The following is a 21,818-nucleotide window of genomic DNA, read 5'->3' as shown; positions in this document are numbered from 1 at the left end:
GCGCCCGAGCCCTTCGACCGGTGGGACGACGCCTTCCGACTGGCGGAGACGTGGTTCCGCCCGACCGGCCGGTTCGCCTTCGCCGTGGTCCGCTCCGACACGTTCGCGATGGGCACGTACGAGGGGACCGAGCGCGTCGCCTTCGAGGGGTTCACCTCCGACGTGAAGGAGGCCCACTCGAAGGGCGGCTTCTCGCAGGGGCGCTTCGAGCGCCGCCGCGAGGGACAGATCGCCGACCACCTGAAGAAGGCGAGCCGCGAGCTGGCCGCCGTCGCCGACGNNTCGCCGACGCGGACGACGTCGACCGCGTGATCCTCGTCGGCGAGCGGAGCGTGCTCGGCGAGGTGCGCGACCACGCCGACGTCACCGACGTCTCGGACGCGACCGGGAAGCCGAAGGCCGCCCTCGAAGACGCCTTCCGCGACTTCTGGACCGCCCGGATCCACGGGATCTGACGCGGTCCGTGGACGCGGACGCGAGTCCGCCGCGACCGGTGGTATGCGGATTATAACTATGTCTCTTGAAGGCGAATTATGGCGTGGAGGGACGACACACGCTCCCTCTCCCCCCCTCGTCGATCGGCTTTTTTATGTCTCGCGTCCGGGCTCGGGAGCGACGCGTGTTCCCGCCGAGAGGAACAGGCATTTGTCGGCGTCGCACGGTGGTGGATCCATGACACGGTCGGGGTCGGATCCCGCGGTTCGGTCTGTTCTCGCCGTCCTCCTCGTCGCGATGCTGCTCGCGGCCGCGCTGCCGGCCGCCGGGAGCGCGGCGGTCGGGGAGCGTGCGGGCGCTGCCGAGCACGTCTCCCACGGATCGGTCGGTCCCGCGTCGATCGACGGGGGCGAGAGCGTCTCGTCCGCCGCCGACCGAGCCGCTCGGACGGCTCAGGCCGACGACTCCGACGCGATCCGCCTGCGAAACGAGCTGTTCGCGACCGACGAACGCGGAACGGTCGGGGTCACGACGCGGGCGGAGATCCCCGACCGCGTCACGGAGCTTCGAGTGACACTCCTCAGCGCGAACGACGCCGCGGTCGAGGCCGACGGCTTCGAGCCGGCCGACGACGCCGGCGCCGACGGATCGACGTGGGCGTGGGACGGGGAGACGGCGACCCCCTCGCTCACCTACGCGATGGACGCGAACGACACCGTCGAGGAGGCGGGCCCGCTCGGCGCCCGCGGCTCCTACCGGTTCGTCGACGCGGGCGAGTGGGCGCTGGTCCGGACGCCGCGGACGAGAGCGAGCTGGTCGTACACCGGCCGGTACGACGGACAGGTCCGGCTGACGCGCGAGAACGCCGTCGACGGCGAGGGAGTCGCATCGCAGGCGACGGCGTTCCTCGGCCCCTACGAGGAGCACGTCCGCGAGGCCGGCGGCCAGCGCTACCGGCTGATCGTCCCCGCGGCGGCCGACCTCGAAGCGCCTCCCGAGGGGGTGTTCGGCGTCTTCGAGTCGGCGTCGACCGCGCTGCAGGTCGGCGCGCGCGACGAGACGGTGTTCGCGGTGGCGGCGCCCACCGGCGACGTCGGGTGGGGCGTCCGCGGGCTCCAGGTCGGCGACGCCGACTTGTGGGTCCGGGACGCGGAGCCGGCGGGTACCGCGACCGACGTCTGGACCCACGAGTACGTCCACACGCGGCAGGCGTACCGGACCGACGCGAGCGGCCGGTGGATCACCGAGGCGAGCGCGACCTACTACGCCGCGCTGTTCGCGCTCGACCGCGGCGCCGCCGACTTCGAGGAGTTCGAGCGGACGCTGGCGCGCGGCGAGCGCGACCCCGACGCTTCCGCGGTGCTCGCCGACCCCGGAACGTGGGAGCGGAACCCGGACTACACGAAGGGGGCGCTCGTCGCGGGCGAGATCGACCGTCGGCTCCGCGTCGCGACGGACGGGAGCGCCTCGCTGGCGACGGTCCTCCGCGAGCTGAACGCCGCTGACGGACCGGTCACCAACGAGGATATCCTCGACGCGATCGAGGCGGCCGCGGCCGAGGGGGCCGACGCCGAGACCGCGGCGGCGGTCCGCGCCGAGGCCGAGCGCCTGACGACCACGCGGGCGACGGCGGAGACGTGGGACCGCGGGGCCCACGCCGAGGCGTTCGGCGAGACGCCGGCGCAGGTCGGCTACGCCCTCGCCGACGACGGCGTCCGGGCGACCGGCGAGTACCGCGACCGTCCCGTCGCCCGCGGCCCCGTGGAACTCGTCGCGGGCGAGACGCTCGTGGCGGCGGTCGACGTCGCCAACACGGGCGGCGTCGCGGGCGAGTACGACCTCGCGCTGACCGTCGACGGCGACGCGGTCGCGACGCGGACCGGCACGGTCGACGCGGGCGCGGAGACCACGGTGCGCTTCGAGCGCGCCTTCGCGGAGCCCGGCGAACACGCGGTCCGGGTCGCCGGCGAGCGGCTGACGGTCGTCGTCTCGGAGCCCGCGCCGCCGTCGGTTCGCGGCGTCTCGACCGCCGTAGAGCGCGTGACCGCCGGCGACCCGGTCCGCGTCACCGCGACCGTCGGAAACGACGCGAGGCTCCCCGCGGGCGCCGACGTCGAGTTCCGCGTCGACGGGGAGACGGTCGCCACCGCGCCCGTCAGACTCGATTCCGGCGACCAAACGACCGTCGCTCGGAACGTCACGCTCGGGGAGTCGGGAGGCACCCGCGTGATCGGCGGCGATCGGGAAGCGAACGTGAGCGTCGTCGGCCCGGTCGACGGGGCGTCGACGACCGTCACCGTCGAGCGGAACGGCCCCGTCGCCGGCGCGACCGACGACGGCGTCCCCGGGTTCGGTCCCGTCGCCGCCGTGCTCGCGCTGATCGTCGCCGCCGCGACGTTCGGCCGGCGCCGCCCCTGATCAGAAGGGGGCGTCGGGCCCTTCGTCGGTCCCGCCGTCGCGCTCGTCGGCCTCGCCGGCCTCGCCGCTCTCCCCGTCCGTCGTCTCTAACTCGCCGACGTCGCGCTGCCACGCCTCGACGCCCCCGCGGAGGCTCTCGACGCGCGCGTCCCCGATCCCGGCGTAGCTCCCGATCAGCTGTGCGGCCTGCCGGCTGGCGATCCCGTGCGGGCAGACCGTGACGATCCGCGAGGCGCCGGTCAGCCCCTCGACGCGGGTCGTCAGTTCGGGGAACGGAACGCACTCGCTGCCGGGGAGGTGGCCGCGGTCGAACGCCCGCCGGTCGCGGATGTCGACGATCCGGAGACCGCCCTCGTCGTCCTCGCTCCCGTCCGCGTCGCCGTCGGCTCCGTCCTCTTCGTCGAGAAGCGCCGCGAGCTCCTCGGGGTCGACCTCACCGTCCATCAGGGGAGCGGGCAGAGGCTCGCCGTGAGCACGGCTCGCTCGTCGGTCTCGTTGCGCGCGCCGTGGACCTCGCCGCGCTCGTTCGGGACCACCGCGGGCGCCGAGAGCGCCTCCTCGGCGTCGTCTCTGACGACCGTCGGCTCCCCCTCGATAACGTGGAAGACGTTGGTCGAGTCGGCGTGTTCGTGCGGGTCGACGGCGGCGTCCGGGCCGAGGACGAACGCCTTGACGAGCACGTCGTCGGTGACGACGAGCTCGGCGGTCTCCACCTCGCCCGGCGCGGGGTCGAGGTCGGCGACGGCGTCCGCGTATCTGTCGAGCGTCATGCCTCACGGTGGTGGCCGTCGGTATAAAAGGTCCGTGGCGAGGTCACTCGCGCGCGCCGGGCGGGAGCGGGTCCGCGTGCTCGGCGATCGCCTCCGCGACCCGGTGCGGCTCCTCGTGGACGACCCAGTGCGTCGCGGCGTCGAGGGTCACCAGTCGACCGTCGGTGCAGTGCTCCACGCTCCGGCCGGCCATTCGCTTGGTGAGGAAGCGGTCCTTCGCGCCCCAGATCACCAGCGTCGGGACCTCGACGCGGGTGTGCTCCGGAGTTGGCCGGTCTCGAACGATCGCCCGGTACCAGTTCACCATCGCCTCGAAGGCGCCCTCGCGGTTCCACGCGCGGCGGTAGCGACGAACGTCCTCGTCGCCGAACGTGCCGGGGTTGCTGGAGTCGCGGAGCCCGCGGACGGCCAGCCGCCAGTCGCCCGCGCTGGCGACCGCCTCGGGGAGCTTCGGGAGCTGGAACGCGAGCACGTACCAGCTCTTGAGCCGCTGGTCCCACGAGCTCCGGAGCGTCTCCTCGAAGACGGTCGGATGCGGGACGTTCGCGGCGACGAATTCGGAGACGCGGTCGGCGTGGTGGAGCGCGAGCCACCACCCCACCGCCGCCCCCCAGTCGTGGCCGGCGACGGCGGCGGTGTCCCGCCCGTACGCGTCGACGATGCCGACGACGTCGCGGGCGAGCTCGTCGATCCGGTAGTCGCTCACGGCCGGCGGTTTCTCCGAGAGGTTGTACCCGCGCTGGTCCGGGACCACGACGCGGTACCCGGCGTTGGCGAGCGTCGCGATCGCCTCGTGCCAGCCGTACCAGAACTCCGGGAACCCGTGGAGTAGGACGAGCAGCTTCCCGTCTTCCGGCCCCGCCTCGACGACGTGGAGCCGGACGCCGTTCGTCTCCACGGCCCGCGACTCGGCAGGCACCGACTCGGGAATCTCGTCGCCCGGGACGTCGGCGTCGAGGGCGTCGACGCCGCGGACCGCCTCGGTCGTCGCATCGCTCATATCTGCCCCTTCGCGGGCCCGCGGCAAATAGCTACGCTCCCGCCGTCTCCGAGATCGAAATCCTCAAGCCGCTGGCAAGCGCTCTCTGGGGTATACTCGTGTTGCTGACGCGCGGCTCGACGAGACGCGGGCCGGCCGCCGGCTCACCGCGTCAACGGAGATCCGCGCCCCAGTCGGGCCGCCGAAAATTCGCGGTCCGACCGGTCGGGCCGTCCCGCGGCGTCGCGACGACGGAGACACCCACCGCATAACATGGCACCGGACACCTCACACGCGGACGAGACCGTATCGAACGTCGTTCTCGTCACGATAGACTCGCTGCGAGCCGACGCGATAGCACCGTACGACACCGATCGGATCTCGCCGGTACTCGACGACCTCGCCGACGACGGAACGACGTTCGACCGGGCGTTCGCGACCGGGAACTGGACGCCCTTTTCGTTCCCGTCGATCCTCGCGTCCGAACCCGTTTTCGCCCGGAACGGCGACATCGGCGTGACCGGCGCGCGGACGCTGGCTTCGGTGCTCTCGGAGGCGCGGATCGAAACCGGCGGCTTCAACGCCGCCAACGGCTTCCTCACGTCTCACTGGGGGTACCCCGAGGGGTTCGACGAGTTCGAGCCGTTCGTCACCAGCGTCGGGTCGAGCCGGTACAGCCGGTATCTCGCGGCCCACCCGACGGTCGAAGCGTGGATCCAGCTGCTCGCCTCGCCGTTCCGCCGACTCAAGTCCAAGGTCAGCGGCCAGAGCGACGACCGCCCCTTCCTCGACGCCTCGCGCATGTTCGACGTCGAGGACGCCGCGACGGAGTTCATCGACGACGCCGACGGACCGTTTTTCCTGTGGACCCACTACATGGACACGCACACGCCGTACGTCCCGGCGCCGCGGTACATCCGCGAGGTGTCCGACGGGCTCGTCGGGACCCACCGGATGCTCCATGCGCACACCCGCACGAGCCTCGGACTCGAGGTTGGCGAGCGGACCCTCCGCGACCTCCGGACGCTGTACCAGGCGACCGTGCGACAGGTGGACGCCAGCGTGGGCCGGCTGCTCGACGCCCTGGAGGCGGCCGGCGTCGCCGACGAGACCGCGATCGTCGTCGCGGGCGACCACGGCGAGGAGTTCCAGGAACACGGCCACCTCGCGCATTACCCGAAGCTGTACGACGAGCTGATCCGCGTCCCGTTCATCGTCAACGTCCCCGGCGAGGACGGCGGGCGCATCTCCGAACACGTCGGCCTCGACGCGATCCCGCCGACCGTGGCCGACCTGCTCGGCGTCGAGTCGCCGCCGGAGTGGCGCGGGGAGTCGGTGACGCCCGCGGTCCGAGGGGACGCCGACCCCGATCAGGAGCCCGTCGTCTCCGTGACCGTCCGCGGCGAGGAGGTGACCGAGCAGCCGATCCCGCGGTCGATGGCCGACGGCGACCTCCTCGTGAGCGTCCGTGACGCCGAGTGGACGTACGTCGAGAACGCGGACACGGGCGAGACGGAGCTGTACCACCGTCCCTCGGACCCGACCCAGCAGGAGGACCTGTCCGCGGACCCGACCGACGAGGAGCTGGCCGTCGTCGAGCGCTTCGCGCCGATCGCCGCGGACCACGTCGCCGAGCTCCGCGACCGGGAGGGGGACGCCGCCGGGGACGACGAGGTCGACGAGGACCTCGAGGCCCGGCTCGAGGCGCTCGGCTATCGGTGATGGTCCGGGCGATCCTCCGCAACCTCGTCAGCGGACCGATCGCCGTCCAAATGCGCCGGTTCGTCACCGTCGGCGCGTTCACAGCGGGGATTCAGATGGGGCTGCTCTGGCTGTTCGTCGACGCCGCCGGGATCAACTACCTGATCGGCGCGGCGGTCGCCATCGAGATCACGATCATTCTCTCGTACGTGTTCAACAACGCGTGGACGTTCGAAGCGAGCCAGAACACGGGCACGATCGAGTACCTCTCCGGGCTGGCGAAGACGAACCTCGTCCGCGGGACCGCCATCCCGATCCAGCTCGGCGTCCTCTACGCGCTCGTGGAGTGGGGCGGAATCCTGTATCTCATCGCGAACGCGGTCGCCATCTTCCTCAGCGGGGTCTACCGGTTCGTCCTCGACCGGCGGTGGACTTGGGGTTGACCCGGGACCAGTCAGGCGACCTCTTAAAAAGGAAGCCGCGGTTCGACCCGGGCGAGGACGTCGCGGATCGCCTCCTGCTTGTAGTAACCGACCACGGAAGCGAGGACGACCGTGAGGATGAGCCCGAACCCGGAGAGGAACCGCCCGCTCGCGAGCTGGCCGCCGGCGTAGACGGTGAACACGTACGCGGGAAGGCGACCCACGCTGATCACGGCGATGAACGTGGGGAGCTTCCACTTCGTGAGACCGCTTAAAAAGCAGATCGCGTCGTCGGGGAGGCCGGGGATGATGACGAACGCGAACAGCCCCGGGACGCCGACCGTGTCGACGAACTCGTCGAAGCGGGCGACCACGTCCGGGTGAAGCACGTCCTCGACGAACGACCGCCCGTACCGCTTCGCGAGCGAGAAGGCGATGGCGCTCCCGATGAGGACGCCGGTGACGCTGTAGACCGTGCCCCAGAAGGGGCCGAAGAGGTAGCCGGCGACGAGTGCGACGACCTGCCCCGGAATGGGCGCGACGATCACTTGGAGGGCTTGGATGGCGATGAACACGAGCGGAGCGAGCACGCCGAACTGCCGGAGCCACACCCGCAGGGCCTCGGCGTTCGTGATGAACCCCAAGTACTCCCGGACGAGGAGGTAGAGGCCCACGAACGCGAGCAGGACCGCGACGACCGCGAGGATCCCCCGCCGTCTGTCCGACGCCGAGGCGAAGAGTCTCATTCGTGTTGTATCCGGCTAGCGGTGGACTTGAAGGTTGTTAAAACCGGAGTTCGGACAGCGGAGCGTGAGACCGCGTTCGAAACGGGCGGACCGAGCCGCCCAGGGTCGGCGAGGCGTCGCTGCGGGGTCGACAGACGGATGCGGGAGACGTGGGCCGGCGCGAATTCGAATACGGACGAGACGGTCCGGGTCGCTCCCGTCGGTCGCTTCCCGGGCGTGTGACTCGTCGTCCCTCGCTCGCTTCGCTCGCGAGGGCGTGGTTACGGCCACCAGAAGGCGGTCGCTAGTTGGGTGAAATGCGGGAGAAGTGGGCCGGCACGAATATTGAATCACGGTCGCAAATCAGAGAGTTGCTCCCTGATTCAAATTCGCCCGGCGGCAGCTTCACCGCACTACGGACTCCTCGCTGGCGCTCGTCGTTGCGAAGTGGGGTGAAAATGGGCCGGCACGAATTTGAATCGTGGTTACGGCCACCCGAAGGCCGAAGGATACCAAGCTACCCCACCGGCCCGCACTCGACAGAAGGCCGTTCGTTCTTTTAACCTTTCCGAATGTCGGAAGCGGGCTCCGGGTCGCCGACCGGTCGGCTCCCGACGAACGGCCGGGTCACGCCTCGAAGTACCGGTCCCGGTGCTCGCGACAGCCGGGGTTGAAATCGGCGCCGCACCGCGGACAGGCGTCGTCGTCACAGTCGAGGTATTCGCGGGCCGAGAGGGTCGCGCCGCAGACGCCGCAGAGCACCGCCGGCTCGTCGAAGCGGTCGCGGGGCCAGGGCTCGGCCGGGTGGTCCGCCGCGGCGTCGTGGCAGGCGTCGCAGGGGTAGTACGTCGCACAGCAGCCGAAGCGGAGCGCGATCACGTCCACGGGGTCGTCCCAGTGCGCGCACCGCGTCTCCGAGTCGACGGCGACGCCCCGAAGCTGGACCGCGAACCGGTCGTCGGTCGCCGGCGCGGTCGTGGTCCGGCGATCAGTAGGAGTCGTACCCATCGGTGTCGAGCCAGTTGTGGACGACGGAGACCGCGTGGTCGGCGTGGAGCAGTTCGGGACCGACGCGGACGCGGCGCTCCGCGCGCTCCGCGAGCAGTTCCTCCTCCCCGTCGGTGAAGTCGCGGTGGTCGGAGAGAGCGAACACGGGATCGGTCGGCGGGGCGGCGTCGACGAGGGGGTCGCCGTCCTCGTGGAGTTGGACGAGCGTCGGGTCGACGGACGCGCCGGTGCCGCCCGCGTCGAGCAGCCGGTCCAGCGTCGCCTCCAGTCCCATCCGGCGGAGTTCGACGCCCGGCGAGACGTCCGCGGGCATGTGGCCGATCGCGTCCGCCTTCGCGGCGAGCGCGTCTCGGATCCGCGCGGCGACGTTGCGCTCGTCCGGGTGGAGGTGGCGGAGGCTGTCCGAGTCGAAGCTGACCGTCAGCTCGTCGGCGACGACGAGGTGGACCCGCACGGACTCGCGGATCCCGTGCGAGAGGAAGACGCCGCTCGCGACGCACCGACAGAGCAGGTCCAGCCGGCCCGCGCCGGGCAGGTCCGACAGCGAGACCTCGTCCGGGTCGGTCGGGACCTCGTGACCGATGACGACGAACTGGCGCATACGCGGGGGTCGCCCCCGACACTCATAAGCGACCCGACCCGACGATCCGTATGAGCGTTACCGGAATCTGTCAGATCTGCGAGGCCGCGCCGGCGCGCCACGGCTGTCCGCAGTGCGGGCGGGCCGTCTGCGAGGACCACTGGAGCGACGACGCCGGCCTCTGCACGGCGTGTACGCAGGGCCGCCGGCAGTGACTCGGCCCCGAAGCCGACCGGTCGTCGACGGACCGCCTACCGGTGTCGGTTCAGCCGCTTTTTGAGCCGCTTGGCCGCGTCGCCCGCGGCGCCGAAGTACGTCGCCTCGTCGTCCGGGCGGCTCGACTCCTCGCCGGCGAAGACGATCCCGCGCGAGGAGTTGACGAGCCCCACGTCGACGGCGGCGTCCGGGCGGTCGGCGAGCCCGTGTTCGACCGCGGCCTCAGCGTCGCCGCCCTGCGCTCCCACGCCGGGGACGAGGAAGGGGATCTCTGGGACGATCTCGCGGACCTCGGCCAGCTCCTCGGGGGCGGTCGCGCCGACCACGAGGCCGACGTTGTCGTTCGCGTTCCACACGTCCGCGAGCGCCGCGACCCGTTCGTAGAGCGGCTCGCCCGAGGCGAGTTCGAGGTCCTGGAGGTCGCTCCCGCCGGGGTTCGAGGTGCGACAGAGGACGAAGACGCCTTTCTCCGCGCGGTCGAGGAACGGCTGGAGGGAGTCGCGACCGAGGTACGGGTTCACCGTGATCGCGTCGGCGTCGTCGAGCGCCGCGGCGTACCGCCGCGTGGTGTTACCGATGTCGGCGCGCTTGGCGTCGAGCAGGACCGGGACGTCCCTGCCGTGGGCGTAGGCGATCGTCTCCCGGAGCGCGCGCCAGCCGTCGGCGTCCTCGTAGAACGCGGCGTTGGGCTTGTAGCACGCGGCGTGCTCGTGGGTCGCGTCGATGATCCGGCGGTTGAACGCCCACCGCGGCAGGTCGGCGTCGGCGACGGAGTCGGGGAGCCGGCTCGGGTCCGGGTCGAGGCCGACCGAGACGACGCTGTCCGTCGACTCGATCCGGGCCGCGAGCGTCTCGAAGAAGCTCATGCCCGCCACTGCGGCCGGGGGCGCGCTAAACGTTGCGTTCCGCTCGGGCTCCCTTCGGTCGTCCGTCACTCACCCGGAGCGACCGCTCGACCGTGCCCGGCGTACGCCGTGATCGTCCCGAAGAGGTACCGCTCCTCGGTCACCGTCTCCGCGTTGTCCGCGAGCGCCCGCCGCGCGGCCGTCGTCCGCGCGTCCAGTCGGTCGAGCGGGTCGTCCGAGTCCAGGTCGAACAGCCGCCCGTTCACCCGCGCGAAGCCGGCGAGAGCGGCGTTCGCGGGTCGGTTCCCACGCGGCGCGAACGCCGCGACGACGACCGCGTCGGCCAGCCCGCACCAGTCGCTCACGACCGCGTACGGGTCGGGGAACAGGGACGTGACGAACGTCGCGAGCACCGCGTCGGCCGACCGGACCGGCGGGTCGGTCGCGTCGCCCCGCACGAACTCGACGTTCTCCCCCCCCCGCCGCTCCGCCAGTCCGCGGGCCCGGCCGAGCATCGCGCCGGTGATGTCGACGCCGACGACGCGCCCGGTCGGGCCCACGGCCTCCCGGAGCGCCGGGACGTTGACGCCGGGGCCGCAGCCGAACTCGACGACGGTGTCTCCGGGGTCGAGGTCGAGCGCGCGGACGCACCCCGTCCGCACGCCCCCGACCGACGCGGTCGCTCGCGCGAACCAGTCGTACACCCGCGCCCACGCACCGTAGCCGCGTTGGATCCGCCGCGCGACGCGCTCGTCGTCGGCCGCCTCGGGTGAGCCGTCGCCCGAGCGCGCTCCGCTCGCCCCGCTCCCCTCACCCGCTCGGGCCCGCGGTCGCGACCGTCGACGGTCCCGGGTCACGACCGAGCGCGGACCGCCGCGGGCGCGGTCTTCGGCCACCACAGCTCCGGCCCGTCGCGCGCGACCGTGGAGTAACACCGCTCGCTCCCGTCGCAGTCCCGCGGCCGCTGGTAGTCGATCCCCCGCTCTCCGAGGTACGTCACGTAGCCGTCGTCGACGCGGTCGAGCTTCTCGTGGCAGACCCACTTCTCGCCGTAGACCCGCGCGCCCACGCCGCGGTAGGGACAGGTGAACTCGGTCCGCTCCGCGCCGGCCTCGCTGTCGGTCCCGTCGATGCTCACGCCCACGGACCGGTACGCCAGCCGGAGCCGCCGGACGACGCGCTTCGGCGACGACGCGCCGAGGAAGAGCCCGTGCGCGAGGACGTAGCCGAAGCCGTGGAGCAGCCGCTCGAAGCGGGTCAGGTCGTCGGGGTCGTCGTCGAGCATCGACCGCAGCGTCGCGTACCATCCGGCGATCTCGGCCACCTCGTCGGCCGCTTCGTCGGCCGCCGCGAGCGCCCGGCGCTTCTCCGGGAGGGGCGCGGCGCCGTCCGAGAGGCGGAACGACGGCACCGCCTCGACGTGTTCGAGCACGTCCTCGCGGAGGACGTCGCCGTCGGCGTACGTCTCGGTCAGCCGCTCCAGTTCGGGGTACCAGTCGCGTCTCAGCCTGCCGTACGTCCCGTCGAGGAGGTCGTCGATTCGGCCGCTCGCGTCGCCGTCGGCCGCCGCGGGGAACGCGTCGACGACCCGCCGCAGTTCGGCGGGGTCCGGTCCTGCCATGCTTTCACGTGGCGGGCGACGGTCTTGAATCCGCAGGTCGCCGCGCCGTCGCCGACCCGATACCCTCCGGTTATCGCAGCCCGATCCGCGCTTTCAGCCGTCGCACGCCCCGACTCGCCTTCCGGCCGAGCGCGGTCGCGGCGAACGCGCCGCGGACGAACCAGTCGGTCGGGATCCGGTCTGGGAAGCCGAGCGGGCCGACGCGGGACACCCCCACCGTCCGCGACTCCGTGTACCGCCGGATCCCCTCCGGACCGTGGCGGCGGCCGAGCCCCGAGTCGCCGAACCCGCCCATCGGCGCGTCGGCCGCGCCCCACGTCGCGAGGAAGCCGTCGTTGACGTTGACGGTGCCGCAGTCGATCTCGCGGGCGACCGCCGCGCCGCGCTCGCGGTCCCCGGTCCACACGCTCGCGTTGAGGCCGAACGGCGAGTCGTTGGCGGCGGCGACCGCGGCGGCCGCGTCCGGGACGGGCGTCACGACGACGACCGGTCCGAACGTCTCCTCGCAGGCGACCGTCGCGTCCGGCTCGACGCCCGTCAAGACGGTCGGCTCGTAGCAGTACGGCGCCACGTCCGGCCGGTGGGCCCCGCCCGTTTCGACGGTCGCGCCCGCCTCGCGGGCCTCGTCCACGTGACTCCGGACGCGGTCCAACTGGTCGGCGTCGATCAGCGAGCCGAGGTCCGCGTCGTAGTCGTAGCCCGTGCCGAGCGTGAGCGCCTCCGTCTCGCGGACGAACGCGTCCCGGAACGGCCGGTAGGCCGACTCCTCGACGTAGATCCGCTCGGCCGAGAGGCAGAGCTGCCCGGCGTTCGAGAAGCAGGCGTCGATCGCACCGCGGGCCGCCTCGTCGACGTCGGCGTCGTCGAGCACGACGAGCGGGTTGTTGCCGCCGAGCTCCAGCGAGCAGTCGATCAGGTTCCGGCCCGCGCGCTCGGCGACGGTCCGACCCGTCTCGGTGCTCCCGGTGAACGCCACGTAGTCGACCGCGTCGATCAGCGCGGGCCCGACCGTCGGCCCCTCGCCGGTGACGACTTGGAAGAGGTCGTCGGGAAGCCCGGCGACCTCCAGGAGCTCTGAGAGCGCGAGGGCCCCGTACGGCGTCTTCTCGTCGGGTTTCACCACGACCGCGTTGCCCGCGGCGAGCGCCGGGAGCGCGTCGGCCATCGACAGCGTCAGCGGGTAGTTCCACGGCGAGACGACGCCGACGACGCCGACCGGGTCGTAGGTGACCGTCGCGGTCGCGAACCCGGGCATGACCCCGCGCCGGCGTTCCTCGGCGAGCGCGCCGGGCGCCTCGTCCGCGAGGTAGTCGCAGCCGGTCGGCACGTCGAACAGCTCCTCGACCGCGGTCCGCCGGGACTTCCCGGTCTCCAACTGGAGGAGGTCGAGGAGCTCCTCGCGGTGCTCCAAGACGAGGTCGCCGAACCGGTCGATGAGGGCCGCGCGCTCGGTCGCGGGGACTGCCTCCCACTCTGCCTGCGCCGACCGGGCGCGCTCGACCGCGGCGGCGACGTCGGCCGCGTCGCAGGCCGGGACCGAGCCGAGTCGCTCGGTCGTCGCCGGCGCGAACACGTCGAGCGCGTCGCTCTCGCCGGACGTGTCGCCGTCCGCGGGCGGTTCGCCGTCGCCGGACGAGTCAGTCGATGCTGGCGAATCCGCGGGCCCCGCGCGACGCGCGCGATCCGCGAGGTCGTCGAGCCGTCGCGTCGAGAGGTGAGGCGCGTCCGCGAGCGCGGCGGGCGCGGCCGTCTGGGACGGCGGGTCCGTCGAGGACATCGGTTGTCAAAAGGAGGGTCGGGAGCGGGAAAGCCGTGCCGGTAGCCCGGCTGCCGACCGGTCCGGTCGGGAGCGGGAAAGCCGTGCCGGTGGCCCGGCCGCCGACCGGTCCGGTCGGGACCGGGGGCAAGCCACTCGCCGGTCACTTCGGCGCGCCAGTCGCCGGCTCGACCGGGGTCGACGTGCCCTCGTTTTCGGAGAGCATCTCGATGATCTCCAGCAGGAGCGACACGACGAGCGGCCCGACGATGATCCCGACCGCGCCGACGGTGAGGATGCCCCCCACGAAGCCGACGAGGTAGAGCCCGGGCGATATCTTCCCCGTCCAGTCGGCGAGCTGCGTCCGGATCACCGCGTCCGGGACGAAGGAGACGACGCCGAGCCCGAAGACAACCACGAGGATCGCTCGCGTCGTCTCCCCGATCAGGAGGTCGCCAGTGCCCAGCGCGACGACGAGCACGCTGGGCCCGACGACGGGAACGAACTGGAGGACGCCGGCGATGACGGCCAACAGGACCGGCGAGCGGTACCCGAGGAGCGCGAACAGCGCGAGCGCGAGGACGAATGTCGCGGCGGCCGTGGCCGCCTGGAGGATGTAGATGGAGTACAGCGTCGTGCGCGTCCGGCGGTGCAGCCGCATCGGGATGTCGCGGTACTCGGGGGGTACTATCTTGAACACGGCAGTGCCGACCGCGCCCGGCCGGAGGAGGAGCCCGTACACGAGGATGGTGAACACGATGAGTTCGAGCGCGAGCCGCGGCGCCGCGGCGGTGATCGCGAGCGCGAGGTCTCGGAGCGCGATCCGGACGGCCGACACCACCGGCGCCGCCTCGATGGGGAACCGGAGACCCAGCGCCTCTACGACGAGGACGTCGGGGATCTGTCCCAGCAGGTCGATCAGTCGGGACCGCTGCCGGTACAGGACGTACAGCAGCGGGACCACGAGGAGCGCGGCGGCGAGGAAGGCGAGGACGGTGGACGCGGCGCAGGCGACCCGGCGCGACAGCCCTCGACCGACGAGTCGCTTCCGAAGGGGGTAGAGGACGTACGCGAACGTGATCGCGAAGACGACGGTCCGGAGCACCTCCGCCAGCACGAACGCCGCGATCGCGGCCGTCGCGACGAGGAGCGCGCCGAGGACCCGAGAGCGAGATAGTATCATGGCTTCCCGTCGCGGCGACGGCTGAAAGTCATTCCGACGGTGCGGGGGCGGGGACGCGGCGACGGCGACGATTGCGGCTCGAGCGGCGCCGGCCGGGACGGACACCCCGTCAGGGACCGTAGCAACTAACCTCACGCCACTCCCACGTCGGGTATGCGCATCGACCCGTTCGGCCTCGAACGCTGGTTCGCGGAGTACGAGCACGAGGCCGACATCATGTTGGCCGAGAGCGGGATCCGCTCGCTCGACGCGAGCCGCTTCGATCTGGACCCGGGGAAACTCGACTACGTGATCCCGACGAACGGCGATCCGGAGTTCCGCGCGTCGGTCGGCGACCGGTACGGCCGGAGCGCCGACGAGGTGCTGTTCACCTGCGGGACGCAGGAGGCGAACTTCCTCACGTTCCTCTCGCTGCTCGGGGACAAGGCGGGCGTGGGCGACGGGACGCCGAGCAGCGACGGGGCGGGCGACTCCGCCGCCGTCGGATCGGGGTGCCACGCGGTCGTCGTCACCCCCACGTATCAGGCGCTTCACGCCGTTCCGGACGCGTTCGGCGACGTGACCCGCGTCGAGCTGGAGCCGCCGGAGTGGGGGCTCGACCCGGACGCGATCGCCGACGCGGCCCGCGACGACACCGCCGTGATCGTCGTGAACAACCCCAACAACCCCACCGGCCGGTACCACGACGAGGCGGCGATGCGGGCGGTCTACGACGTCGCCGTCGAGCACGACGCGTACCTCCTCTGCGACGAGGTGTACCGACTGCTCGCGGCGGAGCCGCACCCCCCGGTCGCGAGCTTCGGACGCCACGGAATCTCGACGACGAGCCTCACGAAAGCGTACGGGCTCGCGGGGCTCCGGTTCGGCTGGATCGCCGGTCCCGAGGCGGTCGTCGAGCGCGCGTGGCGGTGGAAGGATTACACCACCATCTCGCCGTCGCTGTTCGGCCAGTACGTCGCGAAGCAGGCGCTCGGCCGGCGCGAGACGAAGATTTTAGCGGAGAACCGCGAACTGGCGGAGACGCACCGCGCGATCGTCGCGGAGTGGCTGGACCGCCACGGCCTCGACTGGTACGACCCGGTCGGCGTCAACGGGTTCGTCACCGTTCCCGACGGCTTCGACGACGCCGAGTCGTTCTGCCGTACCGTCGTCGAGACGGAGAGCGTCGTGCTGGCGCCCGGCGGGCTGTTCGGCTTCCCGGACCGCTTCCGGATCGGGTTCGGGCTGCCGACGTCGGAGTTGGAGGAGGGGTTGGAACGGGTGGGCCGCGTGATCGAGACGGCGACCGCCGAAGGCGGGGACGTCGACGCGGCGGGAGGTGCCTGAGATGGGCTTTTTCAGCGACATCAAAGACGACGTGGTCGGCTTCGTCCGCGACCCGACCGACGAGCAGAAGGTGCTGTTCGTCGCCGTCGTCGTCATGGCGATCGCCGACCGCGCGTTCTGGTGGATCGACTTCCCGTTCGTCGTGCGGACGACCGCGGCGGTCGGAGTCGGGTTCATCGGTCTCTTCGTCGCCAGCTACCTTCTCACCGGACAGTTCGTCCCGCCGGACGGGGACGCGGACGACGAGGACGAGCGGGAGGAGTACGTCGACGAGATGGATCCGTAACTCGGCTCGCAGCCGCGGTCGGCACCCCTTCGTTCTGGGGTGCGAACCCGCGGCGAACGCCGGCGTCGGCGCCGTTCCAAACCGTTTATACCCGCCCCGAAAAAAGTAGCGGGCATGCCGCGAGAGCAGAAGCAGGTTCGCGAACTCCAGGAGGGCAGCTACGTGATGATGGACAGTGCGCCCTGCAAGATCAACCACTACAGCACAGCAAAGCCCGGAAAACACGGGAGCGCCAAGGCGCGCGTCGAGGGCAAGGGGGTCTTCGACGACAGGAAGCGCTCGCTCTCTCAGCCGGTCGACGCGAAGGTCTGGGTCCCGATCATCCAGCGGAAGCAGGGACAGGTCGTCTCCGTCTCCGGGAACGACGCGCAGGTCATGGACCTCGACACCTACGAGACGTTCACGATGCGCATCCCCGAGGGCGAGGACTTCTCCTCGGACGACAACATCGAGTACCTCGAGTACGAGGGTCAGCGCAAGGTCGTCGGGTAGTCGAGGCATGTTCCCCGGAGCGACGACCGACCGCGAGGCTGCTTCCTACGTGGTTGTCGGCGCTCCCCTCGACGCCACGACCACGTTTCAGCCCGGTGCCCGGTTCGGACCGGACCGGGTCCGGCGATTCGCAGAGACGTACGACGACTACGACCGCAGGACGGACAGCTACTTCTCCGCGCTCGACGTCCACGACGCCGGCGACGTCCCCACGTGGGACGACGTCGAGGCGTACCTCGATCACCTCGCCGCCGAGCTCCGGAGCGTCGCGCTCGACGACGCCGTCCCCCTCCTCGTCGGCGGCGAACACACCGTCACCTACGCCGGCGTCCAGGCCGTCGACCCCGACGTCCTCGTCGTCTGCGACGCACACCTCGACCTTCGAGACGCGTACGACGGGAACCCCTGGAGCCACGCCTGCGTCACCCGTCGGTGTCTCGACGACCTCGGCGTCGACCGGGCGGTGATCGTCGGTGCTCGCACGGGCTCGGAGGCCGAGTGGGACCGCGCGGCCGACACCGACGTCGAGGTCGTGCCGCCCGAGGAAGCGCGCGCGTGGCTCGACGGGGTCACCGGAGACGACCGCGAGGGCGCTTCCGACCCCTTCGCGGGGGAGTCGGTGTACTGTTCCGTCGACGTCGACGGGCTCGACCCCGGCTTCGCGCCGGGGACGGGGACGATGGAGCCGTTCGGGCTCGCCCCCCGGGAGGCCCGCGACCTCGTCCGGGCCGTCGCGGCACGGGCCGACGGCTTCGACGTCGTCGAGGTGAACGACCGCGACGACGGACAGGCCGCGGCGGTCGGCGGCAAGCTCCTCCGGGAGTTCGTCCGGGCCCACGCGGCGGGCGGCGACTGACCGCTCCGAGCGGCCGCGGGCGCCGACCGCCTACGACAGCTCGGAGAGCCGGCGGCGGGCCGCCGTGACGGCCGCCATCGCGTCGATCCACTCGCGCGGATCCGTACACCAGATCCGATCGCCCTCGACGCTGACGCAGAATACCGAATCGGTGGAGGGCGAGAGGGTGACCCCGTCGACGTCGGGGCGGTCGCCGAGGTAGGAGTCGATCAGTCGTCGCGCCGTCTCCGCCTCCGGCTGGAGGCGGCTGCCGGCCGCGTACTCGATGGCTATCTCTGCCATACCCTCGTCTAGGAACTACATGATTAATAACTACTGTTTTCTGGCAGGGCTTGCGGCTACGTCGGACTCGCGTCCCCGTCGGTTCGAAACGAGTAGTCCAGCGCGGGCGCGCTGTGGGTGAGCGCTCCGAGCGACACGACGTCGACACCGGTCGTCGCGTATTCCCCGATGTCGTCGAGTCCGATCCCGCCGCTCGCCTCAGTGAGGACGCCCTCCGGGACGCGATCGACGGCCCGCCGCGTCGTCGCCGGGCTCATGTTGTCGAGGAGAACGACGTCGGCCCCCGCGTCGGCGGCGCGAGCCGCCGTCTGAGGCGACTCGGCCTCGACTTCCACGTTCGTGGCGAACGAGGACCGTTCGCGGAACCGCTCTACCGCGGTTTCCAAGCCCAGCTCGGCGATGTGATTGTCCTTCACCATGACCATATGCGACAGATCGAGTCGGTGGGTGTCGCCGCCGCCGGCCGCGACCGCTCGCTTCTCGACGCCGCGGAGCCCGGGCGTGGTCTTTCGGGTCGCCGCCACCGTCGGCGGGTCGTCGGTCGCCGCTCTCGCGAGGCGAACCGCCTCGCTGGTTCGCGTGGCGACGCCCGAGGCGTGACCGGCGACGTTGACCGCGACCCGCTCCGCGCGGAGAACTCCCCGAGCCGGCCCGGAGACCGACAAGACGGCCTCGCCTGCCGCCACGCCGGCGCCTGACTCGACGAGCGGCTCGGCGTCGACGCCCGAGGTCTCAAACACGGACGCGGCCGCCTCGATCCCCGCCGCCACGCCGGCTTCCGTGGCGACGAGACGACCGGCCGCCTCCCCCGGCACGTCGTTCGTCACGTCGTGGTGGCCGAGGTCCTCCCGCAGCCACGACTCGATCGTCGCCTCGGTCAACACCCTTCGTCACCCCCTCGCGGACCGCGGACCCCGGTCGACCCCGACCGACCGCCGTCGGATCTCGGGGCCCCATCGGTTTCGGCGACGCCGCCGTCGACCAGACGGTGACACCCCGCCGAGGGCGACTCGGCGGCGTCGCGCGCGATGAGCAGTCCGCAGACCACGGCGTTTCGCAGCTCCGAGAGCTCTCGGCTACGGCGCGTCCGCGCGTACGCGTCGACCTCGCCCTTCAGTCGACGCAGCGAGGCCGCCGCGTTCCGGACCCCCGAGCGGGTCCGCTCGACGCCCAATCGCTCGTCCATCGTTCGGCGGAGCCGATCGAATTTCGCCGCCTCGAACGACGTCGGCAACTCCGGGTCGTCGGACGGCAGGTCGGGGACTGAGAGAGCCGCTCCCGGTGGGTCGCTCTCGGCCGCGGCCGTCTCGCCGGCACGAAGTCCCCAGACGAGCCCCTCCAGCAGGCCCGTGGAGGCCAACCGGTTGGCGCCGTGGACGCCGGTCCGCGAACACTCGCCGACGGCGAACAGCCGGTCGATCGAGGCCCGTCCGCGCTCGTCGACCGCCACGCCGCCACAGAGGAAGTGTTGCGCCGGCGCGACGGGGATCCCGGTAGACGGGTCGAGGCCGCGCTCGGCGCACATCGACGCCAAGTCCGGGAACCGGTCCGCGAAGCCGATCCCGTCGACGTCGAGGACGACGGATCCGGTCTCTCGGCGTTCGTCCGCGACCGCGCGTGCGACGACGTCGCGCGGCGCGAGTTCGGCGTCCTCGTGGACCGCCGGCATGAACCGCTCGCCGTCCGCGTTGCGGAGGACGGCGCCGGCCCCTCTGACGGCCTCGCTCACGAGGAACGGATCGGCGTCGCCGTCGACGTCAGCGGCCTCGGCGGCCTCGCCCCCGGGAAACGCCGTGGGGTGGAACTGGACGTACGCCGCGTCCGCGACCGTCGCGCCCGCGAGCGCCGCCATGGCGATCCCGTCGCCGGTCGCTCCGTCCGGGTTCGTCGACGTGCCGTAGCAGGCGCCGATACCACCGGTGGCGAGGACCGTCGAGCCGGCCGCGACCGTTCCCGTTTCACCGCCGCGTTCGAGCAGCGCGCCGTCGACGCCCGCGCCGTTGCCGAGCAGGTCGAGGACCGCCGTGTCCTGCAGCAGACGGACCCCGGCGAGCCCGTCGAGGTAGTCGAGAAACGGCGGGAGGAGGTGCGCTCCGGTCGAGGCGTCGACGTGAACGATCCGGTCCGCGGAGTGACCCCCCTCGCGACAGCGGGCGAGCGCGTCGAGACGCGCGTCGGCGGGGTCCGCGGTCCCGGTCCGGTCCTCCGCGCGGTCGAACGGGACGCCGAGCGTGTCAACGAGCACGTCGGCGACCGCGTCCCGACTCTCGCTCACGAGCGCCTCGACCGCTTCCGGGTCCGCCTCGCCGTCTGCGGCCGCGAGGACGTCGCGTCGGAACGACGCCGAGTCCTCGGTGGCGACCGCCACGCCGCCCTGCGCCCAGTACGTGTTGGCGTCGGCCGGGCGGCTCGCCTTGGTCACCACCGTCACCTCGGCGCCGGTCCGGGCCGCGGCCAGCGCCGCCGCGCACCCGGCGACGCCGGCGCCGACCACCAGGACGTCCGTCCGTGCGCCGTTCGGCGGCGCGGTCGCCGTCCCGGTCATAGCTCCAGCATGCGGTCGAGCGCGGTCGCCGCTGACTCCCGCTCGGCCGACGCGACCTCGATCACGTTCCGCTCGCGTCCCGCGACGAGCTCTTCGAGGATCCAGAGCAGATAGTTCGGGTCGATCTGGCGCATCGCGTTGCAGTCCATGCAGGCGTCGCCGCAGAGCGGAACCACTTCGACTTCCGGGTGCCACCGGTCGAGGTGCTTCGCGAGGTGGATCTCCGTCCCGATGGCGACCGTCTCGCCCGGGTCGGCGGACGCGACGGTCTCTCGGATCGTCGCCGTCGAGCCGACGGTGTCCGCGGCCTCGACGACCTCGTGGCGGCACTCCGGGTGGACGACGACCTCGGCGTCGGGGTGCGCCTCGCGGACCTCGTCGACGTGGCGCGGCCGGAAGCGCTCGTGGACCTGGCAGTACCCCTCCCAGAGGATCACGTCGCTGTCGGCGACGGCGTCGGCGTCCTGTCCCGCCGGGTCCCACGGGTCCCAGACGGTCGTCGAGTCGTCGAGCCCGAGGTCGACGGCGGTGTTGAACCCGAGGTGCTTGTCCGGGAGGAACAGCACCGCGTCGCCCCGGTCGAGGGCCCACTCGAAGGCGTCCGCGGCGTTCGAAGAGGTGCAAACGAGACCCCCGTGGTCCGCGCAGAACGCCTTCAGGTCGGCGTACGAGTTCATGTACGTCACGGGGACGACTTCCCTGTCGCCCGCCGCCGCGGTCAGCTCCTTCCACGCGGCGTCGACCTGTAACGCCTCGGCCATGCCGGCCATCGGGCAGGAGGCCTCCATCGACGGCAGGTGGACCGTCTGATCCTCGTCGGTGACGATATCGGCCGACTCGGCCATGAACGTCACGCCGCCGAAGACGACGTTACTCGCGTCCGTCTCGGCCGCTCGCGTCGAGAGCTGATACGAGTCGCCGACGAAGTCCGCGTTCTCGACGATTTCCTCGCGCTGGTAGTTGTGGCCGAGGACGACGACGTCATCGCCGAGCGCGTCGCGCGCGGCGTCGAGCCTGGACGCCCGCTCGTCGGGCCCGAGTTTCCGGTACTCCGCTGGAAGCGGTTCGAGCCCGTCGTATTTGAAGAGACTCAGCTCCGTATCGATGTCTGTTGATTCGAGTGTTGGCATTCGATCGTTCTCTCTGGGAAGTATCAGATTCAATGGCTCGTTTTGTATAAATTTTTTCTTCAAATTGGCCGTCAACGGTTTCGATTCCTTCGTCGTGGGTTTCGTGAGGAACAACCTTCGAACGAGGGCATCGCCGCTCGCGGGCGGAGCGGCGTCGCTCACGAACGGGCCGCCGTCCGCGACGACGAGTCCGCCCGTCGCGTCCCGCGCGCTCAGCAGTCACCGCGGAGCAGAACGAGATC

At 71.7% G+C, this 21,818-nt stretch carries 23 protein-coding genes, 1 tRNA gene and 1 pseudogene; 9 read left to right on the top strand and 16 right to left on the bottom strand.

The window, feature by feature from the left end; all coding sequences use genetic code 11:
* Together DJ74_RS13050 and DJ74_RS13045 are read left to right on the top strand one after the other, a co-directional pair.
* Window positions 1-455, top strand: a pseudogene (locus tag DJ74_RS13050) (Vms1/Ankzf1 family peptidyl-tRNA hydrolase); the annotation flags it as partial.
* A 217-nt stretch (window positions 456-672) separates the two neighbouring features.
* Window positions 673-2,853: a PGF-CTERM sorting domain-containing protein gene (locus DJ74_RS13045; RefSeq protein WP_254922170.1), complete on the top strand. Its 2,181-nt coding sequence runs from the start codon at window positions 673-675 to the stop codon at window positions 2,851-2,853.
* Here DJ74_RS13045 and DJ74_RS13040 read toward each other — a convergent pair whose 3' ends face one another.
* The 3 genes from DJ74_RS13040 to DJ74_RS13030 are packed head-to-tail and all read right to left on the bottom strand — an operon-like array spanning window position 2,854 to window position 4,623.
* The gene (locus DJ74_RS13040) at window positions 2,854-3,297 is read right to left on the bottom strand and encodes a rhodanese-like domain-containing protein (protein ID WP_094522641.1); all 444 of its coding nucleotides are present in this window, start codon (window positions 3,295-3,297) and stop codon (window positions 2,854-2,856) included. It abuts the gene before it with no gap.
* Window positions 3,297-3,623, bottom strand: a complete 327-nt coding sequence (locus tag DJ74_RS13035) for a cupin domain-containing protein (RefSeq protein ID WP_094522639.1) — start codon at window positions 3,621-3,623, stop codon at window positions 3,297-3,299. Before DJ74_RS13035 ends, DJ74_RS13040 begins: the two co-directional genes overlap by 1 nt.
* A 43-nt stretch (window positions 3,624-3,666) precedes the next feature.
* A complete protein-coding gene (locus DJ74_RS13030; RefSeq protein ID WP_094527509.1) occupies window positions 3,667-4,623 on the bottom strand; it encodes an alpha/beta fold hydrolase in 957 nt (318 codons plus the stop codon).
* A gap of 252 nt (window positions 4,624-4,875) precedes the next feature.
* On the opposite strand from DJ74_RS13030, the gene DJ74_RS13025 reads away from it, so the two are divergent.
* Window positions 4,876-6,324, top strand: a complete 1,449-nt coding sequence (locus tag DJ74_RS13025; RefSeq protein WP_094527508.1) for a sulfatase — start codon at window positions 4,876-4,878, stop codon at window positions 6,322-6,324.
* Window positions 6,324-6,746: a GtrA family protein gene (locus DJ74_RS13020; RefSeq protein WP_094527507.1), complete on the top strand. Its 423-nt coding sequence runs from the start codon at window positions 6,324-6,326 to the stop codon at window positions 6,744-6,746. Before DJ74_RS13025 ends, DJ74_RS13020 begins: the two co-directional genes overlap by 1 nt.
* Before the next feature lie 23 nt (window positions 6,747-6,769).
* On the opposite strand, the gene DJ74_RS13015 is transcribed toward DJ74_RS13020, so the two are convergent.
* The 4 genes from DJ74_RS13015 to trmY all read right to left on the bottom strand — a co-directional run bounded on the left by DJ74_RS13015 (window position 6,770) and on the right by trmY (window position 9,059).
* Window positions 6,770-7,471: a TVP38/TMEM64 family protein gene (locus tag DJ74_RS13015; RefSeq protein ID WP_094522631.1), complete on the bottom strand. Its 702-nt coding sequence runs from the start codon at window positions 7,469-7,471 to the stop codon at window positions 6,770-6,772.
* Window positions 7,472-7,909: 438 nt separating this feature from the next.
* Window positions 7,910-7,982 (bottom strand) — tRNA-Pro (locus DJ74_RS13010).
* Between the two features lie 95 nt (window positions 7,983-8,077).
* Window positions 8,078-8,458, bottom strand: a complete 381-nt coding sequence (locus tag DJ74_RS13005) for a CHY zinc finger protein (RefSeq protein ID WP_094527506.1) — start codon at window positions 8,456-8,458, stop codon at window positions 8,078-8,080.
* A complete protein-coding gene (gene trmY, locus DJ74_RS13000; RefSeq protein ID WP_094527505.1) occupies window positions 8,439-9,059 on the bottom strand; it encodes a tRNA (pseudouridine(54)-N(1))-methyltransferase TrmY in 621 nt (206 codons plus the stop codon). The genes DJ74_RS13005 and trmY overlap by 20 nt, the downstream gene beginning before the upstream one ends.
* Window positions 9,060-9,109: 50 nt before the next feature.
* Between trmY and DJ74_RS19245 the strand changes: the two genes are divergently transcribed.
* Entirely contained in the window at window positions 9,110-9,253 is a 144-nt protein-coding gene (locus tag DJ74_RS19245; protein WP_176451172.1) for a hypothetical protein, read from the top strand.
* Between the two features lie 36 nt (window positions 9,254-9,289).
* Here DJ74_RS19245 and pyrF read toward each other — a convergent pair whose 3' ends face one another.
* The 5 genes from pyrF to DJ74_RS12975 form a co-directional block, all read right to left on the bottom strand.
* Window positions 9,290-10,120, bottom strand: a complete 831-nt coding sequence (gene pyrF / locus DJ74_RS12995) for an orotidine-5'-phosphate decarboxylase (protein WP_094522625.1) — start codon at window positions 10,118-10,120, stop codon at window positions 9,290-9,292.
* A gap of 65 nt (window positions 10,121-10,185) precedes the next feature.
* Window positions 10,186-10,995 (bottom strand): class I SAM-dependent methyltransferase, encoded by an 810-nt coding sequence (locus DJ74_RS12990; protein ID WP_094527512.1) that lies wholly within the window; start codon window positions 10,993-10,995, stop codon window positions 10,186-10,188.
* Window positions 10,953-11,720: a hypothetical protein gene (locus tag DJ74_RS12985; RefSeq protein WP_094522623.1), complete on the bottom strand. Its 768-nt coding sequence runs from the start codon at window positions 11,718-11,720 to the stop codon at window positions 10,953-10,955. The genes DJ74_RS12990 and DJ74_RS12985 overlap by 43 nt, the downstream gene beginning before the upstream one ends.
* 70 nt (window positions 11,721-11,790) lie before the next feature.
* Complete coding sequence (locus DJ74_RS12980; RefSeq protein WP_094527504.1) at window positions 11,791-13,497, bottom strand: succinic semialdehyde dehydrogenase; 1,707 nt, start codon at window positions 13,495-13,497, stop codon at window positions 11,791-11,793.
* 142 nt (window positions 13,498-13,639) lie between these two features.
* The gene (locus tag DJ74_RS12975; protein WP_094527503.1) at window positions 13,640-14,659 is read right to left on the bottom strand and encodes an AI-2E family transporter; all 1,020 of its coding nucleotides are present in this window, start codon (window positions 14,657-14,659) and stop codon (window positions 13,640-13,642) included.
* 153 nt (window positions 14,660-14,812) lie between these two features.
* On the opposite strand from DJ74_RS12975, the gene DJ74_RS12970 reads away from it, so the two are divergent.
* The 4 genes from DJ74_RS12970 to speB all read left to right on the top strand — a co-directional run bounded on the left by DJ74_RS12970 (window position 14,813) and on the right by speB (window position 17,619).
* Complete coding sequence (locus tag DJ74_RS12970) at window positions 14,813-15,985, top strand: aminotransferase class I/II-fold pyridoxal phosphate-dependent enzyme (RefSeq protein WP_094527502.1); 1,173 nt, start codon at window positions 14,813-14,815, stop codon at window positions 15,983-15,985.
* Between the two features lies 1 nt (window position 15,986).
* Window positions 15,987-16,271, top strand: a complete 285-nt coding sequence (locus DJ74_RS12965) for a hypothetical protein (RefSeq protein ID WP_094522615.1) — start codon at window positions 15,987-15,989, stop codon at window positions 16,269-16,271.
* A gap of 114 nt (window positions 16,272-16,385) precedes the next feature.
* A complete protein-coding gene (locus DJ74_RS12960; protein WP_094522613.1) occupies window positions 16,386-16,763 on the top strand; it encodes a translation initiation factor IF-5A in 378 nt (125 codons plus the stop codon).
* Window positions 16,764-16,770: 7 nt separating this feature from the next.
* A complete protein-coding gene (gene speB, locus DJ74_RS12955) occupies window positions 16,771-17,619 on the top strand; it encodes an agmatinase (RefSeq protein WP_094527501.1) in 849 nt (282 codons plus the stop codon).
* 30 nt (window positions 17,620-17,649) lie between these two features.
* Here speB and DJ74_RS12950 read toward each other — a convergent pair whose 3' ends face one another.
* The 4 genes from DJ74_RS12950 to nadA are packed head-to-tail and all read right to left on the bottom strand — an operon-like array spanning window position 17,650 to window position 21,576.
* On the bottom strand, window positions 17,650-17,901 hold the full coding sequence (locus DJ74_RS12950) for a hypothetical protein (protein WP_094522609.1): 252 nt from the start codon (window positions 17,899-17,901) through the stop codon (window positions 17,650-17,652).
* Window positions 17,902-17,957: 56 nt separating this feature from the next.
* Entirely contained in the window at window positions 17,958-18,785 is an 828-nt protein-coding gene (gene nadC, locus DJ74_RS12945) for a carboxylating nicotinate-nucleotide diphosphorylase (RefSeq protein WP_094527500.1), read from the bottom strand.
* Entirely contained in the window at window positions 18,779-20,446 is a 1,668-nt protein-coding gene (locus DJ74_RS12940) for an L-aspartate oxidase (protein ID WP_094527499.1), read from the bottom strand. Before DJ74_RS12940 ends, nadC begins: the two co-directional genes overlap by 7 nt.
* Window positions 20,443-21,576 carry a quinolinate synthase NadA gene (gene nadA / locus DJ74_RS12935; protein WP_094522603.1) on the bottom strand — a complete coding sequence of 378 codons (1,134 nt, stop codon included), beginning with the start codon at window positions 21,574-21,576 and terminating at the stop codon, window positions 20,443-20,445. The genes DJ74_RS12940 and nadA overlap by 4 nt, the downstream gene beginning before the upstream one ends.
* Window positions 21,577-21,818 lie beyond the last annotated feature (242 nt).

This window comes from Halorubrum sp. Ea8, from assembly GCF_002252925.1.
In the GTDB taxonomy this organism is placed as follows: Archaea; Halobacteriota; Halobacteria; order Halobacteriales; family Haloferacaceae; genus Halorubrum.
The sequence above is the reverse complement of the archived record's forward strand: the minus strand, read 5'-3'. Positions and strand labels throughout refer to the sequence as shown.

Bases quoted from the DNA above. Each gene is read 5' to 3' on its own strand.
- DJ74_RS13045 (WP_254922170.1), top strand. From the start codon at position 673: ATGACACGGTCGGGGTCGGATCCCGCGGTTCGGTCTGTTCTCGCCGTC.
- DJ74_RS13040 (WP_094522641.1), bottom strand. From the start codon at position 3,297: ATGGACGGTGAGGTCGACCCCGAGGAGCTCGCGGCGCTTCTCGACGAA.
- DJ74_RS13035 (WP_094522639.1), bottom strand. From the start codon at position 3,623: ATGACGCTCGACAGATACGCGGACGCCGTCGCCGACCTCGACCCCGCG.
- DJ74_RS13030 (WP_094527509.1), bottom strand. From the start codon at position 4,623: ATGAGCGATGCGACGACCGAGGCGGTCCGCGGCGTCGACGCCCTCGAC.
- DJ74_RS13025 (WP_094527508.1), top strand. From the start codon at position 4,876: ATGGCACCGGACACCTCACACGCGGACGAGACCGTATCGAACGTCGTT.
- DJ74_RS13020 (WP_094527507.1), top strand. From the start codon at position 6,324: ATGGTCCGGGCGATCCTCCGCAACCTCGTCAGCGGACCGATCGCCGTC.
- DJ74_RS13015 (WP_094522631.1), bottom strand. From the start codon at position 7,471: ATGAGACTCTTCGCCTCGGCGTCGGACAGACGGCGGGGGATCCTCGCG.
- DJ74_RS13005 (WP_094527506.1), bottom strand. From the start codon at position 8,458: ATGGGTACGACTCCTACTGATCGCCGGACCACGACCGCGCCGGCGACC.
- trmY (WP_094527505.1), bottom strand. From the start codon at position 9,059: ATGCGCCAGTTCGTCGTCATCGGTCACGAGGTCCCGACCGACCCGGAC.
- DJ74_RS19245 (WP_176451172.1), top strand. From the start codon at position 9,110: ATGAGCGTTACCGGAATCTGTCAGATCTGCGAGGCCGCGCCGGCGCGC.
- pyrF (WP_094522625.1), bottom strand. From the start codon at position 10,120: ATGAGCTTCTTCGAGACGCTCGCGGCCCGGATCGAGTCGACGGACAGC.
- DJ74_RS12985 (WP_094522623.1), bottom strand. From the start codon at position 11,720: ATGGCAGGACCGGACCCCGCCGAACTGCGGCGGGTCGTCGACGCGTTC.
- DJ74_RS12980 (WP_094527504.1), bottom strand. From the start codon at position 13,497: ATGTCCTCGACGGACCCGCCGTCCCAGACGGCCGCGCCCGCCGCGCTC.
- DJ74_RS12975 (WP_094527503.1), bottom strand. From the start codon at position 14,659: ATGATACTATCTCGCTCTCGGGTCCTCGGCGCGCTCCTCGTCGCGACG.
- DJ74_RS12970 (WP_094527502.1), top strand. From the start codon at position 14,813: ATGCGCATCGACCCGTTCGGCCTCGAACGCTGGTTCGCGGAGTACGAG.
- DJ74_RS12965 (WP_094522615.1), top strand. From the start codon at position 15,987: ATGGGCTTTTTCAGCGACATCAAAGACGACGTGGTCGGCTTCGTCCGC.
- DJ74_RS12960 (WP_094522613.1), top strand. From the start codon at position 16,386: ATGCCGCGAGAGCAGAAGCAGGTTCGCGAACTCCAGGAGGGCAGCTAC.
- speB (WP_094527501.1), top strand. From the start codon at position 16,771: ATGTTCCCCGGAGCGACGACCGACCGCGAGGCTGCTTCCTACGTGGTT.
- DJ74_RS12950 (WP_094522609.1), bottom strand. From the start codon at position 17,901: ATGGCAGAGATAGCCATCGAGTACGCGGCCGGCAGCCGCCTCCAGCCG.
- DJ74_RS12940 (WP_094527499.1), bottom strand. From the start codon at position 20,446: ATGACCGGGACGGCGACCGCGCCGCCGAACGGCGCACGGACGGACGTC.
- nadA (WP_094522603.1), bottom strand. From the start codon at position 21,576: ATGCCAACACTCGAATCAACAGACATCGATACGGAGCTGAGTCTCTTC.